Annotated in this window: 14 protein-coding genes; 5 read left to right on the top strand and 9 right to left on the bottom strand. The window is 41.8% G+C overall.

Features of this window, described 5'->3' with window-relative positions; genetic code table 11:
* Positions 1-89 precede the first annotated feature (89 nt).
* Together ileS and C0V70_RS03825 are read left to right on the top strand one after the other, a co-directional pair.
* Complete coding sequence (gene ileS, locus C0V70_RS03830) at positions 90-3,230, top strand: isoleucine--tRNA ligase (protein ID WP_102242547.1); 3,141 nt, start codon at positions 90-92, stop codon at positions 3,228-3,230.
* A 144-nt stretch (positions 3,231-3,374) separates the two neighbouring features.
* On the top strand, positions 3,375-4,253 hold the full coding sequence (locus C0V70_RS03825) for a hypothetical protein (RefSeq protein WP_102242546.1): 879 nt from the start codon (positions 3,375-3,377) through the stop codon (positions 4,251-4,253).
* Between the two features lie 87 nt (positions 4,254-4,340).
* Here the strand turns inward: C0V70_RS03825 and C0V70_RS03820 are convergent, their stop codons facing one another.
* The 7 genes from C0V70_RS03820 to C0V70_RS03790 form a co-directional block, all read right to left on the bottom strand.
* Entirely contained in the window at positions 4,341-5,063 is a 723-nt protein-coding gene (locus C0V70_RS03820; RefSeq protein ID WP_102242545.1) for a putative outer membrane beta-barrel protein, read from the bottom strand.
* 73 nt (positions 5,064-5,136) lie between these two features.
* Positions 5,137-5,571, bottom strand: a complete 435-nt coding sequence (locus C0V70_RS03815) for a hypothetical protein (protein WP_102242544.1) — start codon at positions 5,569-5,571, stop codon at positions 5,137-5,139.
* 72 nt (positions 5,572-5,643) lie between these two features.
* Positions 5,644-6,033 carry a MerR family transcriptional regulator gene (locus C0V70_RS03810; RefSeq protein WP_102242543.1) on the bottom strand — a complete coding sequence of 130 codons (390 nt, stop codon included), beginning with the start codon at positions 6,031-6,033 and terminating at the stop codon, positions 5,644-5,646.
* A 242-nt stretch (positions 6,034-6,275) separates the two neighbouring features.
* A complete protein-coding gene (locus tag C0V70_RS03805) occupies positions 6,276-7,133 on the bottom strand; it encodes a carbon-nitrogen hydrolase family protein (RefSeq protein ID WP_102242542.1) in 858 nt (285 codons plus the stop codon).
* On the bottom strand, positions 7,127-7,711 hold the full coding sequence (locus C0V70_RS03800; RefSeq protein ID WP_102242541.1) for a GNAT family N-acetyltransferase: 585 nt from the start codon (positions 7,709-7,711) through the stop codon (positions 7,127-7,129). The genes C0V70_RS03805 and C0V70_RS03800 overlap by 7 nt, the downstream gene beginning before the upstream one ends.
* A gap of 1 nt (position 7,712) precedes the next feature.
* Positions 7,713-9,308 (bottom strand): Rne/Rng family ribonuclease, encoded by a 1,596-nt coding sequence (locus C0V70_RS03795; RefSeq protein WP_102242540.1) that lies wholly within the window; start codon positions 9,306-9,308, stop codon positions 7,713-7,715.
* Between the two features lie 91 nt (positions 9,309-9,399).
* Positions 9,400-9,828, bottom strand: a complete 429-nt coding sequence (locus C0V70_RS03790) for a hypothetical protein (protein ID WP_102242539.1) — start codon at positions 9,826-9,828, stop codon at positions 9,400-9,402.
* Between the two features lie 107 nt (positions 9,829-9,935).
* Between C0V70_RS03790 and C0V70_RS03785 the strand changes: the two genes are divergently transcribed.
* From C0V70_RS03785 to cdd, 3 genes are read left to right on the top strand one after another with little or no spacing between them, the layout of a single operon-like run.
* Entirely contained in the window at positions 9,936-11,387 is a 1,452-nt protein-coding gene (locus tag C0V70_RS03785; protein ID WP_102242538.1) for a thymidine phosphorylase, read from the top strand.
* A gap of 2 nt (positions 11,388-11,389) precedes the next feature.
* Positions 11,390-12,223 (top strand): purine-nucleoside phosphorylase, encoded by an 834-nt coding sequence (locus tag C0V70_RS03780; RefSeq protein ID WP_102242537.1) that lies wholly within the window; start codon positions 11,390-11,392, stop codon positions 12,221-12,223.
* A complete protein-coding gene (gene cdd, locus C0V70_RS03775; RefSeq protein ID WP_102242536.1) occupies positions 12,223-12,618 on the top strand; it encodes a cytidine deaminase in 396 nt (131 codons plus the stop codon). The genes C0V70_RS03780 and cdd overlap by 1 nt, the downstream gene beginning before the upstream one ends.
* Here the strand turns inward: cdd and C0V70_RS03770 are convergent.
* Both C0V70_RS03770 and C0V70_RS03765 read right to left on the bottom strand, forming a co-directional pair.
* On the bottom strand, positions 12,615-13,382 hold the full coding sequence (locus tag C0V70_RS03770) for a phosphatase domain-containing protein (protein WP_158649553.1): 768 nt from the start codon (positions 13,380-13,382) through the stop codon (positions 12,615-12,617). The two genes, cdd and C0V70_RS03770, sit on opposite strands and share 4 nt — an antisense overlap.
* Before the next feature lie 133 nt (positions 13,383-13,515).
* The gene (locus C0V70_RS03765) at positions 13,516-14,790 is read right to left on the bottom strand and encodes a L,D-transpeptidase (RefSeq protein WP_102242534.1); all 1,275 of its coding nucleotides are present in this window, start codon (positions 14,788-14,790) and stop codon (positions 13,516-13,518) included.
* Positions 14,791-14,834: the final 44 nt, after the last annotated feature.

The raw sequence follows: 14,834 nt of genomic DNA, 5'->3' as shown, positions 1-14,834 counted from the left end.
CGATCCTCTGATAAGTATAGGTTCTCACTGGAATACTCTCCCTTTTTATGATAAAATTTCCCCCGTGAATCACCCCAAAGGAGCCTTTCGTGTCAACTGATCTCAATACCGAAGTAAATGAATCGGAAAATACCTCGTTCTCTTTCGTAAAAAGCGAACACAAAATTTTAGATTTCTGGAAAGAAAATGATATTTTCAAGAAGTCACTTGATCAGACAAGAAAGGGTAAGCCATACATTTTTTATGATGGGCCTCCTTTTGCCACAGGTCTTCCTCACCACGGTCACCTTTTAGCTTCAACTCTAAAAGATATTGTTCCTCGTTACTTCACGATGAAAGGTCGTTACGTTGAAAGACGTTTTGGTTGGGACTGTCACGGTCTTCCAATCGAGCATGAGATCGATAAAAAATTAGGCATGTCCGCTCAAGATGCTGTTAAGCAACTTGGAGTCAAAGGCTACAACGACGAATGCCGTGGGATCGTTCAACGTTTCACTAACGAGTGGGAAAAAACAATTACAAGAATCGGCCGTTGGGTTGATTTCAAAAACGATTACAAAACAATGGATGCTGATTTCATGGAATCAGTTTGGTGGGTAATCGGAGAACTTTGGAAAAAAGATTTAATTTATCAGGGAACAAAAGTTGTTCCATTCTCGACTGCGCTTGGAACTGTTCTTTCGAACTTTGAAGCAAGCTCAAACTACCAGGACGTTCAAGACCCAGCGATCACTGTTCTTTTTAAAGTCAAAGACCAGGACTTCTACATCGCTGCCTGGACGACAACTCCTTGGACACTTCCTTCAAACCTTGCCCTGTGTATGGGGCCAGAGATTGAATACGTCAAAATCCACGATAAAGATCGTGACATCAAGTTCATTATCGCTAAAGACCGCGTGGAAGCTTACTCGAAGAAGAGAAACTATGAAGTGCTTGAGTCTTACACTGGAGCTCAACTAAAAGGTCTTCGCTACGAGCCACTTTTCCCATACTTTAAACAACATGAAGCTGTTGGCGCTTTCGTTGTTCTAAACGACGGATACGTTACAACAACTGATGGTACTGGTATCGTTCACATCGCTCCAGCTTTTGGTGAAGACGATAACCGTGTAATGAAAGAGGCAGGCATCACTGCTCTTGAGTGCCCGGTTGATGATGCTGGTAAATTCACAGCAGACGTTCGCGACTTCGCTGGCGTTCACGTAAAGACTGCTGATAAAGACATCATTAAAAAACTAAAAGACGAAAACAAACTTTACGACCAAGGGGTTCTGGTTCACAGTTACCCATTCTGTCCGCGCTCTGATACTCCACTTATCTACAAGGCGATCCCGTCTTGGTACGTGAGTGTAGAAAAAATCAAAGACAGGCTTCTCGCTTCAAACGCTCAGATCAACTGGACTCCGTCACACATTAAAGACGGGCGTTTCGGAAAATGGCTTGAAGGCTCACGTGACTGGTCGATCTCAAGAAACAGAATCTGGGGTACACCGATCCCTATCTGGATCAACGATAAAACAAACAACCGCGTTTGCATCAGCTCTATTGAAGAGCTTTTCCAGAGAACAGGTGTAAAAGTCACTGATCTTCACAAAGAAAACGTGGACGACTTAACGTTCACGCAAACAGGTGAAGAAGGAACGTACAGAAGAATTCCAGAAGTTTTAGACTGCTGGTTTGAATCTGGTTCAATGCCTTACGCCCAACTGCACCACCCTTTTGAAAACAAAGAAATGTTCAAAGAAGGCTTCCCTGCTGAATTCATCGCTGAAGGTCTGGATCAGACCCGCGGATGGTTTTACACGTTAACTGTTCTTTCAACAGCTCTATATGACAAGCCAGCTTTTAAAAACGTTATCGTTAACGGTATCGTTATGGCCGAAGATGGCAAAAAAATGTCGAAGCGTCTGAAAAACTACACTGCACCAGATGAGTTAATGGAAACATTCGGAGCTGACGCTCTAAGATTGTACCTCATCAACTCAGGTCTGGTTAAAGCTGAAGAGCAGCGTTTTACTGATGCCGGCGTAAAAGACATGGTAAGAAAAGCACTTCTTCCATGGCAGAACTCATTTAAGTTTTTCCAGACATACGCTGAAGTTGATGGCTGGTCTCCAGTAACTAACTTTAAAACATCGGACAACATCGTTGATAGATGGTTAATCTCTAACCTGCAAACGTTAAAGAAAAACATCGCTCGCGAAATGGAAGAGTACCACCTGTACAACGTGGTTCCTGCTCTTTTCACATTCATTGAAGACTTAACAAACTGGTACATCCGTCTTAACCGCTCTCGTTTCTGGGGTGACGGTCTAACAGATGACAAGTGTGCTGCTTACTCGACTCTGTATACTGCTCTCAGAGAGCTTACAATCTCGATGGCGCCATTTGCTCCATTCTTCTCTGAACACGTTTTCCAGGAACTAAGAAAAATGAATCCAAAGGAGCCGGAGTCTGTTCACCTTTGTGAATACCCGCTTCCAAACGATTACCTGATCAACAACGACCTTGAAGTCGCTGTTGGAAGAATGCAACAGATTATCCTTCTTGGTCGCCAGAAGAGAAACCAGGTGCAGATTAAAGTTAAGACGCCACTTAAGCGCTTAACAATCATCCACAAAGATCAAGCTCTGCTAAACGAGATCTCAAAGCTTGCTGAATACATTCAGACAGAACTTAACGTGAAGAATATCGAGCTATCGACTGATGAATCAAAATTCATCAAGCTTTACGCTAAACCAAACCTTCCAGCTCTTGGTAAGAAGCTTGGTAAGGATATGGGGAAATTCAAGGCCATCATCGAAAAACTTCAAGGCCCTGATTTAATCAAGCTTGAAGAAGAAGGTGTTTTAACTCTTGAAGGCCTAAATTTCTTCCCGGAAGAAATCTTAGTGTTCAGAGAAGCCAAAGAAGGAACTCAGGCCATGAGTAACCGTTTTATCTCCGTTGATATCGATACAACTCTTGATCATGAACTGATCAAAGAAGGTCTGGCACGCGAAGTAATTAACCGCATCCAGAAATCGAGAAAAGACCTGAACTTCAACGTTGGAGATCGCATTACTGTTGAATACAGCGGCTCTCCTGAAGTCCTGGAAGCTATTGCAGCTCACGAAGCACACATTGCAAGTGAAACACTGGCAACTGGACTTAAAAAGGCTTCTGGCGAACTAAGCTTGAAGTATGAGATTGATGAATACACATTGTCGTTAAATTTGAAAAAAGCTTAAAAACTGCCCCACTACGGTGGGGCTTTTTACATTCCTTATTCGATATCACTGCTTTCAATCTTTGAACTTACTTCTAAAAAATGACCTTTCTTTTTAGATGGTTAAGCTTCATAAGCAAGTCTGCCTCTTGCTTTTCTTCTCTCCATGAATCCAGACTGCCCAAATTCAGGATGCAACTACTTCCAAAAAAACACCTTTTGTAAAAAAGATGGATATTATCTGCGCAAAGATGACTCCCGCCAAATCCAGCGCTACAAGTGCTCCGCTTGCTCTAAAAAATTCTCCCGCGCAACTGGCACCCTAGAGTTCGGACAAAAAAAGAGGCGCATCAACAAAACCATTTTTAAGATTCTCTCTTCCGGTGTCTCGATGCGACGATCGGCGATCATTCTCGGAGTTCATCGAACGACGATTGATAGAAAACTCGTCTATCTTGCGCAAAAATCCAGACAAATGCATGCTGATCTTCTTTTGAAAATTGGCACGCAAAAAGTCGAGCGTCTTCAATTCGATGATTTGATCACTACCGAGCACACCAAGCTTAAGCCTCTTTCCATTTCAGTCGCCGTCGATGCTCGCTCGCGAGTTATCTTGGGCGCTTTTGTCTCTCAAATTCCGGCATTTGGACACCTGGCCTCGCTTTCCAGACAAAAATATGGAAAAAGAAAAAGCTATCACAGAGAATCGATGATAAAGTTATTTGAAAAGATCGCTCCGGTTGTCTCTTCTCATGCAGAAATAAAAAGTGATGAGCATCGCATTTATAAAGAAGTGGTTCGAGAGTTTTTTCCGAATGCAGATTACAAACAGTATAAGGGTGAAAAAGCGATGATCGCCGGGCTCGGCGAGCTCAAGAAAAATGGGCGCGACCCTTTATTTGCGATCAATCACACGTGTGCGATGTTGAGGGCAAATATTAATCGCTTGTTTAGAAGAACCTGGTGCACGACGAAGAAACCCAAAAGACTTGAGGACCATCTCGCCATCTACATTGCCTTCCATAATTCTGTTTTATTAAGTTAATCTAAAAAAAGACCAAATGAGAGCTGGAGTTAAGCTAAAAATGCGCCCCATTCTAGTGGGGCAGTTTAAAAGGCCCCTTTTTTATTTCTAGAAACGAAATCCTACAACTCCGCCAAATGAATTATTCCATAAGCTTTGATTAGCAGACTTGGCATTTGCTCCCGAGTATTCTGCTGTTAACTCTAAAGTATTGCCGAATAAAAAACTCGCTCCGAAAGTTCCGCCAGTATTTTTCGACTTACCTTCAAACTTCCTCGTATCAGTTCCTCTGGTCTGCTCGATATCGTAACTAAAACTATCGTGGAAAAAAGAAGCATAGATCAAAACCACTTTATTAAAGCGATAACCCGCAATAATATCTACACCCACAACTGAATTGTCTAACTCTGCTTTAGTCGGAGTGTGATAGTTCTCGCTCATGCTCTCACTTCCACCACCTGCATGGGCCGCAATTGAGGTTTGAAACCCTTCCGCTCCGCTCTTTCCAATCAACTGGTATTTTCCTTTTAACACTGTCCCTAAATCACTAATGTATTGAAGTCCTACATCGATGCGCTCATGCAGACCTAGGTCACCACCAAGCGTGATAAAATTTTCTCGCGATAAATCCGGGTTATTAGGATCGGCCCAGGTTTGTGAGTAACTTGATGTCAGTGTGATGTCTTTTCCATTTCCCACCCCCGCATAAAGATGCGTGCCCCAGAGCTTCCCGGTAGTTTCTGACGTTTCAAATCGGTTATCAGGCATTTTGTAATTAAGAGCACACGAAGAAGCGAGTAAGGCCATCATGGTCAGAGTGAGCGTTTTCATTTTTCATTTTCCCCCATAAAAAAAGGGCCTCAATGAGGCCCTTTTAAATAAGTATAATGGATTCTAAAAAAAATTAAAGATTAACTACACATTCAACAAGCTCAACCTTGCGGTCTCTGTTAACTGTGATTTCGTTAGCGACAACAACATAAAGAAGTTCATCACCAGCAACAACAGTTCTTACAACTCTGTCTACATATGAGTTTCTTGTTGAATCTACATAGTAGCGGTCAGTTTGAATGAACTCTTTTTTGTATCCTCTGAACATGAATTCAGAAGCATCGTTGATCACTTTGAAGATTTTAAGATCTGCATTTTCTGCCTGAACAGAAATGGCCTTTGCCGGGAAGTTAGCTTCGCTTACAGTCACTTTACAAGCGTTACCTTTATCATCAACGCCAGAGTGAGATCCAAGTGGAAGAACTGAAAGAAATGTATCAACTGCACTTTCTGCGGCGAATGTTGAAACAGATGCTAGTAATAATGCTGTGGCAATCAGACTTTTCATAATAGGGCCTCCCTTAAAATTAGGGACACCCTATCAAAGCACCTTTTTCCAGTCAAAGGGTATTGATCGTTTTTACAGAGCCAAGTTCTTGATATCTTCGTGAGAAGAGACTTTGAAAATACGTTTAACTCTATGATTTTTAAGAGCTTCTTGGACATCGGCTTCTAAGGCCGGAGATGTGACCAATACCACGACTTCACCTTTAAGGCTGCCTTCGGTAAGGCCGAATGACTTTGAGAGTTCTCTGAGCTCATTAAGGCTTTGATCGATGATCTTTGAAGGTCTATATCCCTCTTCCATAAGGGCCTTAATGAGTTTTAGTTTTTCCAGGTCTTCATTGGTGTAGACGCGCTCACCTTTTTGATCTCTACCTGGCCTGGGAAAAGAATAACGTCTCTCCCACATACGCAGTAAATATTTACTAATGTTGGTTTCTTTTTCTACGACATTGATTGGATACATTAACACCTTCCTCGTATCAAGTTTCAAAACTTATACAGCATGATTTGTGCCACTTATTTAATTCGTTATCTGATCAATTTTATGTCCACAAGCGGGGCGCAACACCACAACAGTGGGGAAAAATAGTAGTCCTTATCAAATGCCTATTCAGGAATATAGGCATGAGTGATATGCATTAAGAATAACACCACTTGGCGTAGAAGGGATTAAGACAAGCCATAGACAGTAAAATACTACTTAGTCTACTTCACTAGAATTGTGATCTTTTTGAAATTAAGGACACTTCCATTCGTGCGGACATTAGTGATCAGGTCAGGATTGATATCGGCATAGACCCACTTCGGGTAATTCACTTCACCTTGAACGATAATGCCATCATCAGGAAAGCCCTTATCGCAAGTTGAGTACACTGCGGCCATTCCTGTATTTCTATCGATGGCCTCTGAATAATCAACGTCTCCCACTGTCTGAGAGACAGCAACGTAGATTTGATTTTCCAAAGCTCTGGCGCGCGCACCTACGTGGACACGGTTCATCCCTGCAGGTGTTTCTGTACATGAAGGCGCAATAAGAAGAGTGATTCCAGATAAAGCGAGCTCGCGTGAAAAGTCCGGAAACTCAACATCGAAACAAATAGAAATCCCCACTTTCACTCCATCCACATCAAAGACGTTTAACTTTCTTTGATCAGGTGAAGACACTTTCCATTCTTCATCTTCAAAACGAGTCATCACTTGTTTATCCTGATAACCATAAAGGCCTTCAGGGTTGATGAAAAAAGCGCGGTTAATATATTTGCCTTCAAGCTCCAGAGGAAAACTTGGAGCGATAATATACACTTTGTATTTTTTTGCCAGATCGAGATAGCAATTTAAAAAGTCATCTTTATATTTTTGAATTTCTTTTAACTGCTGGGCCAGATTCTTTTGGATTTCAGGCGCCATCAAAGACACCAGCTCAATCGAGCCGTACTCTGGGAAAATTACCAGGCGAGCACCGTGTGTTGCTGCTTCTTTCACCCAGTCTTCAGCATTGCTTTTAAAAGCGTTGAGAGAGCTGTGTTTATTCATTGAGTATTGAGCAGTGGCGATTTTTAACATAACGATTTCATCCAATAGATCATGGGCTTTTTAGTTTCTGCACTCTCGCCAATGTCCTGCCATGAGAATTCACTTCTTAGGTTTTCCTGTTTGACGTATCCGCGCTTTTTCCAGAACTCATCCAGAGGACTATAGCCTTCTGGCTTCATCGGGTGATCAGACGGTCTTTGAACTCCACAAAACACAGTTGTATGAAAACCAAATTTCTTAGCGGCAGCCTCTCTGCCATCAAAAAACTGATGACCTAAACCATGGCCTCGGTATTCTTTTAACAGAACACTTTCACCAAAATAATAAATCTCATCGAGATTCATCTTAGCTTTTAAGAATGGCCCTCTTACATAATCGGCTTCATCACTTAAAGGAAGAGCTGTCGCTGCTCCCACAAGAGTGTCACCATCAAAGGCCGCAACTAAAACGCTGCGAGAACTATTGGTATAAACTTTCAGGTAGTCTTTTTCATAATCAAGACTTCCCTCATAAAGATAAGGGAAGTCATGAAAAACTTTTATGCGTAATTCGGCAAGGCGAGGAATCAGTGGAGCGATGTCTTTTCCAAAAAAGCTCTCCACTCTCATTTTAGTATTCCTGCGGGAAGATCTCGTATTGCTCAACGTGATAGTTATTTTCTGAACGAATCTGAATTGATTTACCGTGAGCTTCTTCAAGCGTATCGATTAAATCAAAGTCTTCGCCAGTTAATGTCGCCGTCACTTCCGGGTGAGCGTAGATCGAAACTTTTGAGCCTTTTGTTTTTGCCAGGACTTTATTGAGTTCACGGATCAGTTCGTAACAAACAGACAACGTCGACTTCACTCTTCCCGTTCCTTCACAGTATGGGCATGGCTCACACATGATACGAGAAAGCGTGTCTCTCGTTCTCTTTCTGGTCATCTCAACCAGTCCAAGACCAGAGATCGGAAGCACGTTGGTTTTTGCACGGTCTTTTTTCAGCGCTTCTAATAAAGCATTGTAGACAGTGATGCGGTTTTCTTCTTTTTCCATATCGATGAAATCGATAATGATAATCCCACCGCAGTTTCTTAAACGTAATTGGTAAGCGATTTCTTTAACCGCTTCCAGGTTGGTCTTTAGAATGGTTTCTTCAAACGTTTTTCTTCCGATGTATTTACCGGTGTTAACGTCGATAGAAACTAAAGCTTCTGTCTGATCGATGTTTAATGATCCACCTGACTTCAGGAAAACTTTGTTGTCGATGGCGCGCTCTACTTCCAGGTCAATTCCGAACTTTTCAAAAATCGGAGTTGAGTCTTCGCCATAGAATTTGAATTTTCCTTTCATTGTCGGAAGGAACTTCTGCACGAACTTTTCAGCTTCTTTTAAATTTTCTTTTGAATCAAGGATGATTTCATCAACATCTTCGTCAGCGATATCGCGGAAGACTCTTTGAATAAAACTTAAATCCTGGTGAACAACAGCTGGAGCTCTCGCCTTCTCTGCTTTTTTCGAAACATCTTTCCAAAGTTTCATCAGCATATTGAAGTCGAACTTCAGTGTTTTATAACTTTGTCCTTCGGCCACTGTGCGGGCAATCACCCCTGTTCCTTCCGGACGAATCGTTTCTAAAATTTCTTTTAGTCTCTCGCGCTCTTTTTCACTTTCAATTCTTCTTGAAACACCTGTGTGCTCAATGAATGGCATGAAGACAATATGTCTTCCAGCAAAAGTGATATGGCGAGTGACTCGCGGACCTTTGGTTGAGATCGGCTCTTTAGCGACCTGGACCAGGATCTCGTCACCTTCTTTGATGAAAGTTTCAATCGAGATGTCTGGGCGAAAACGCATGTTAACCGCTTCCGATAGTGTAGAAAGTTCGTCAGGAATAACTTCTCCCTGCTTTTCTTTTCCTTCCATCGACTTCTTGCTCTTTTCCGCCATATCTCTTTGTTCTTCAATGGTAGGAATATATGCATCATCTACATACAAGAAGGCCGCTTTCTCGTAACCGATATCAACGAAGGCCGATTGCATTCCGGGTAGAACGCGCACGACTTTTCCTTTGAAAATGTCGCCTACGAAGGGAAAATCTACATGATTGTTCTCAGGTCTGTGGTGAAATGAGCGCTCCATTAAAAAATCGAGAATCTCACCATTCTCAATAAGCGCTGCCCGACACTCGTTGAGTGTCTGGTTGATAATTAATTGTTTGGCCATTGTAAAATCCTTAAAAACTTAAATCTAGTTCAGGATACCTTACCTTGACCAAAGTGACAAAGGAGGAAAATGTCGCAGCTCTGTATGGAAATTAGAACGTGAAAGAGAAACCCACTGTAGGGTCTTTCAGGTAACTTTCGGCAATTTTTTGTTTAGAAAAATCGATTCTTGCAAGGCTCTCATTTGTTTCGGCCGTCATTGGAGATGGAGTCAATTCAGTGATGGCCTGAGACTTCGTTGCTTGGTTAAAAATAACGTAGCCTACCCCAAAAACAATCCCGATAGCTCCACCGATAGCGATATTTTTCATATGGTCTTTTGGCGTCTCAACAAACGATAGAGTTGAAAGCCCCAACACAGCTCCAATAGCACCTGAACCTAATACTACGTATAAGTCATTCAATGATTCATCGACTAAACCAGCTGAATTTGAGTCTTGTGCCCTAAGTTGAAGTGGGTTTAAAAGAATAACTGCAGTTACTAAACAAGTAAGAAGTTTTTTAGCTAGTGTCGATTTCATAGTTTGTCCTTAAACCTGGGGCGATACGTTATGTTTGATTTTCACGAGTCTTTTCAATACACTTTACCCCTTACTCTTAATTTTTTAAGGAACGGTTTAAAGGACGTATGACTCAATCATTCTCAGCTTATAGTATTATACAAAAGAAACGAGATAAAGAAAAACTTAGCAAAGATGAAATCTCTTGGTTCATTGATGGACTGACAAAAGGTGAAATTGCTGATTATCAAATGAGTGCTCTACTCATGGCCATCTATCTCAATGGAATGGACATCGAAGAAACAGCAGCACTGACAGATGCCATGCTTTACTCGGGTAAAGTTCTCAACTTTCCAGAACAACATTTTATCGACAAACACTCAACGGGTGGAGTTGGCGACAAAGCTTCTTTCATCCTCGCTCCTATTGCCGCCGCTTGTGGTGTAAAAGTTCCCATGATCGCCGGCCGCGGCCTTGGTCATACAGGTGGAACGATCGATAAGATCGAATCGATCCCGGGTTTTAAAACAGAAATCTCATTAGAAGAATTTGAAAAACTTTTACGCGAGCGCGGAGTTGTTCTCATTGGTCAGACCAAAGAAATCGCTCCTGCTGATAAAAAGATTTACGCCCTAAGAGACGTGACGGGAACAGTTGAATCAATTCCACTTATCACGGCTTCAATCATGAGTAAAAAACTGGCCGAAGGAGCAAAAGGAATTGTGATGGACATCAAGACCGGCAACGGGGCCTTCATGTCTAAACTGGCCGACGCTAAAAAATTAGCTGAATCAATCAGAAAAACCGGACATAGATTCGATAAAAATATGATGACAATGATCACAGACATGTCAGAGCCTTTAGGGTTAGCTGTCGGGAACTCATTGGAAGTCATCGAGAGTATCGAAACCCTAAAAGGAAAAGGACCAAAAGATTTAACAGATCTTTCAGTGGCCCTTGCCGGCGGGATGATCTACCTGGCAGGTCTGGCAAAAGACTTAAAAGAAGGAATTAAAAAAGCCCAGGCTTCAATTGATGACGGAAGTGCGCTGGAGAAATTCCGCGAGTTGATTTCAAATCAAGGTGGAGACGCAAGAGTTGTTGATGACTACTCTCTTCTTCCTGTGACAAAAACAACTTTCGAGGTGAAGTCTAAGAAAGCTGGTTACGTCACAAAGATGGAATGCACTGAGCTTGGTAAGCACTGTGTGCGCCTGGGTGGTGGAAGACAAAAAACGGGAGACGCAGTGGATTTCGCTGTAGGTTTCGTGATGAATAAAAAGATTGGAGATAAAGTCGCTAAAGGCGAGACGCTGATGACGATCTACTGTCACGATAATCAAATGAAAATTGCTGAGGAGATCTCTGAGCTTGTAACAAGCCGTGACATCACTATAAGTGCAAGTAAACCACCTAAAAAGAAATTGATTATTGATATTAATACAAGCTTTGCTGGAAAAAATACGAAGACAAAGAAAACTAGCAGTGCTAAAAAGACCACCCCAAAAAAAGTGGCAAAAAAAACAGTAAAGAAGCCCGTAAAGAAGCCCATTAAGAAGGCTACAAAGAAAAAGAAGTAAACATGGAATCACTAACACAAAAACTAGAAAAGACAGTCGCTCATATTCACAACGTAAAAAAAACCAATCCACGCGTAGGAGTTATCCTGGGTTCTGGACTGGGTGATTTTGTTGAGAAGATGGAAAACAAAACCGTTATTCCTTATAACGACATTCCTCACTTCAAAAAAGTAACAGTGCAAGGGCACGACGGAAAAATGATTCTGGGAACCGTTGGTGGTGTTGAAGTTGTTGCTCTTCAGGGACGCTTTCACCTTTACGAAGGCCACGACATGGAAGACGTTGTCTACCCTGTGCGCGTTCTGGCAAAACTGGGAATCGAAACACTAGTCGTGACTAACGCTGCCGGTGGAGTGAACTTAAGTTACTCGCCTGGAGACTTAGTGATCCTTACTGACCAGATCAACCTTACGGGAAGAAACCCGTTAATCGGGCCAAACGATGATTCAATCGGTCCTCGTTTCCCGGATATGTCTCATGCTTTCAATGCAAAATACATCGACATTCTTGCAGAAACTGCAGCTGAATTAAAAATGAACAACAGACAAGGTGTTTACGTTGGAGTTTTAGGACCGACGTATGAAACTCCTGCTGAAATCAGAATGTTCAGAATCCTGGGCGGAGACGTTGTGGGAATGAGCACTGTTCACGAAGTGATCGTCGCCAACCACATTGGTCTTAAAGTTTGTGGTGTTTCATGTGTAACCAATATGGGTGCCGGAATTATCGACCAGACTTTAAAACACGAAGACATTAAAGATGAAGCCAATAAAGTAATGAGCAACTTCACAGAACTTCTTAACCGTTCAATCGTAAAATTTTCGAGGGTAAAATAATGGAAATCAAAAAAGTACTACGCGAAAAAGCGAAAGATGCGGCAAGCAAAGCTTACTCTCCTTACTCAAAAGCGAAAGTAGGAAGTGCAATTGAAATGAGTGATGGTTCTATCTACACTGGATGCAACATTGAAAACGCCAGCTACGGCGGGACCATTTGCGCTGAAAGAGTGGCGATTTTAAAAGCAGTCTCTGATCAAAAAATGAAAATTGCTAAAGTTTACGTTTATACCAAAGACGGATGGCCGCCATGCGGATTGTGCCGCCAGGTTATGAGTGAATTTGCAGCTAAAGATATGATCGTCATCATGGGTGACGAAAACGGAAAAGAAGTCACTATGAAGTTCTCTGAACTGCTTCCTCTTTCGTTTACTCCAGATCACCTCATCGGTTAATTACAAGACCTGATGATTTTCTTCTGGGTTTTAGCAAAAAGCTCAGTGATGTCCTGATCCGCGATTTTGTGTTTGAGTTCCTCTATTGCTTCTCTGCCTTCTTTAGGACAATAGCGGGACTTAAGCACAATGCCACTATCATTTGTTTGTTTAAGAAATCCATGGGCCACAACTTTAAAAGCGCGCTTATCAAGTCTTCCTTCTAAGAATTCATGACCTGCAATTTCCATTGGAGAAAAGAACAACGTCTGTACTCCTTCGCGATTGCTGACGGCACGAATATAAATCGTCGAAGACAATTCCGGGTACTCCGCCTTGATATGCTCATACACCTGTGGATCGTATTCTGTATCGTCACCGATTAAAATGAGCTTATCTGGCCTTAATTCCTTAATAAGTTTTTTGATTGTCGATGTTTTGTATTCATAAGTGTCATCATTCATCGAATCTTTAAGCAGCAGATTGCGCTGCTGTGGAAAATCATTCTCTTCCAAAAATTCACTCACGCGCACGCGGATCAGTTTAGGAGAGCCACTCACGTAATAAATGGAAGTGTCCTCATTCATCATTTGGTTATAGAGTTCACTCATTCCTGCAAATGCCTTTTCTCTAAAAAGTCCGTTGAATACAATCGTACTTTTTTTACCCAAAACATCTGTCATTTTAATGGTGTCATCCACATCGCTGACGATTAACGTTTTAGCGTGCAGAGTTTGAATTGAGGCAATCAGGATTGCGCTTAGAAAAAGGATTTTTGCTTTCATCGTTCCACCAATAAAAAAGGCCTTAAATAAGTGATTCCTTTTAACTCTAGCAGATGGTGTGGTTCTCACCATAATGCTTGTAAAATTTATCACCTATTTAAGGCCTAGATTTTGGGAAATCCCCTGTAAGCTCTTAAAATAAGTCTAATGCGGTAATTGAATCAATCCCCATAAACTTGCGGTAGATGCGGTCTTTGGCCGAATCTTCACGTTTTCCAGCGTCCAGACACTTTTCCATATCTTTTTGGGATGTCCCGATAGTCCCGGCCATAAGTTTGGCCTGGCATTCATTTTTACGACGGGCATTTTGCTCTTTTAACTGCTCTTGAGTGTCGTAGCTAAAAACGTCTTCGTAATTATCATCGGCGCTGTCGATTAGCTTATCTAAAGGCGCCCCTGTTTCTCTGTAAGTTAATTGTACCAGGTTGTCTCTATCAAGCGGGAAGAACGGGCTTTCTTTTGTTCCGTTATTTAAAACTGTTTTATAAGTTTTATTTCTCTTTCCTGCCGGGTGATCCGCCTGGTCTTTTGTTTTATAAGACACAGTAATCGGAGTTTGTTGTTCATCGTTGTCCATGATCAGGTCGTGAAGTGCCATTAGATCAGGAACGCGAAGTCTCATACACCCGTGAGAGTCAAATCCTCTAACAAATGAATCGTTGATTTCAGTATGGAAACCAATCGCTGTCATGTCGTTTCTAATATCATTTCCTTTTAAAAGTCTGATGAATGGTTTCCCATCAAAGTAACGAGGTTTTTCTCTTTTTGAGATAACCGCTCTCTGGTCAATCACTCCATTTTGAAAACGTGGAGTTAAAAGACTTACACGTCCTTCGTTTAAAACACCTTCATCAAATCCACCAACACCGATTGGGAAGACGAATTTAATATCGTACATTGAGTCTTCGATGATCACTTTTCTATCAACCAATCCAACTGTGATTGAAAAAGCAGTGTCTCTTAAATTCACAGAACCTTCTGATTGAATCAGCATATCAGCTAGCTTCTTAGCTCCATTGTTGTATGAAACAGTAAAGCGTTCAAAATTTGAGAAGCCTTTATACTTAACATAAGCTGTAACCGATAAACGAACCATTCCTGGTGTCACTTCTGGAAGCTTATTTAAGAAAACATTGTGGACAACTTCGATTGTCCCGCTGTTAAAAAATGCCTGTGGATTGCTCTTTATGTTGGCCGCGACGTTAGCAAGACCTGGAACAAGAGAAGGAAAGTTGTTAACTAAGTCATCTAGCCTTACGCCTACGACTTTATTGGCCGCTTCGGCCGGAACGATTAACTGGTTTGTTAAAAGTGAATTTTTCCCCAACACAGCTTGTGCATACACGTCTTGCACTGACATTGTTAAAAGCACTGCAATAGTTGAAGAGACAATAGCTTGCCTGATCATAAGAATCCCCCTGAGTTTTGTCGGGTTTACCAAACAAGTTTGGC

The organism is Bacteriovorax stolpii, assembly GCF_002872415.1.
Classification (GTDB): Bacteria; Bdellovibrionota; Bacteriovoracia; order Bacteriovoracales; family Bacteriovoracaceae; genus Bacteriovorax; species Bacteriovorax stolpii.
Note: the sequence above shows the minus strand (reverse complement) of the source record. Positions and strands in the feature narration are given on the sequence as shown.

Excerpts from the sequence above, each read along its gene's own strand:
- C0V70_RS03825 (WP_102242546.1), top strand. The coding sequence starts at position 3,375 with ATGAATCCAGACTGCCCAAATTCAGGATGCAACTACTTCCAAAAAAAC.
- C0V70_RS03820 (WP_102242545.1), bottom strand. The coding sequence starts at position 5,063 with ATGAAAACGCTCACTCTGACCATGATGGCCTTACTCGCTTCTTCGTGT.
- C0V70_RS03815 (WP_102242544.1), bottom strand. The coding sequence starts at position 5,571 with ATGAAAAGTCTGATTGCCACAGCATTATTACTAGCATCTGTTTCAACA.
- C0V70_RS03810 (WP_102242543.1), bottom strand. The coding sequence starts at position 6,033 with ATGTATCCAATCAATGTCGTAGAAAAAGAAACCAACATTAGTAAATAT.
- C0V70_RS03805 (WP_102242542.1), bottom strand. The coding sequence starts at position 7,133 with ATGTTAAAAATCGCCACTGCTCAATACTCAATGAATAAACACAGCTCT.
- C0V70_RS03800 (WP_102242541.1), bottom strand. The coding sequence starts at position 7,711 with ATGAGAGTGGAGAGCTTTTTTGGAAAAGACATCGCTCCACTGATTCCT.
- C0V70_RS03795 (WP_102242540.1), bottom strand. The coding sequence starts at position 9,308 with ATGGCCAAACAATTAATTATCAACCAGACACTCAACGAGTGTCGGGCA.
- C0V70_RS03790 (WP_102242539.1), bottom strand. The coding sequence starts at position 9,828 with ATGAAATCGACACTAGCTAAAAAACTTCTTACTTGTTTAGTAACTGCA.
- C0V70_RS03785 (WP_102242538.1), top strand. The coding sequence starts at position 9,936 with ATGACTCAATCATTCTCAGCTTATAGTATTATACAAAAGAAACGAGAT.
- C0V70_RS03780 (WP_102242537.1), top strand. The coding sequence starts at position 11,390 with ATGGAATCACTAACACAAAAACTAGAAAAGACAGTCGCTCATATTCAC.
- cdd (WP_102242536.1), top strand. The coding sequence starts at position 12,223 with ATGGAAATCAAAAAAGTACTACGCGAAAAAGCGAAAGATGCGGCAAGC.
- C0V70_RS03770 (WP_158649553.1), bottom strand. The coding sequence starts at position 13,382 with ATGAAAGCAAAAATCCTTTTTCTAAGCGCAATCCTGATTGCCTCAATT.
- C0V70_RS03765 (WP_102242534.1), bottom strand. The coding sequence starts at position 14,790 with ATGATCAGGCAAGCTATTGTCTCTTCAACTATTGCAGTGCTTTTAACA.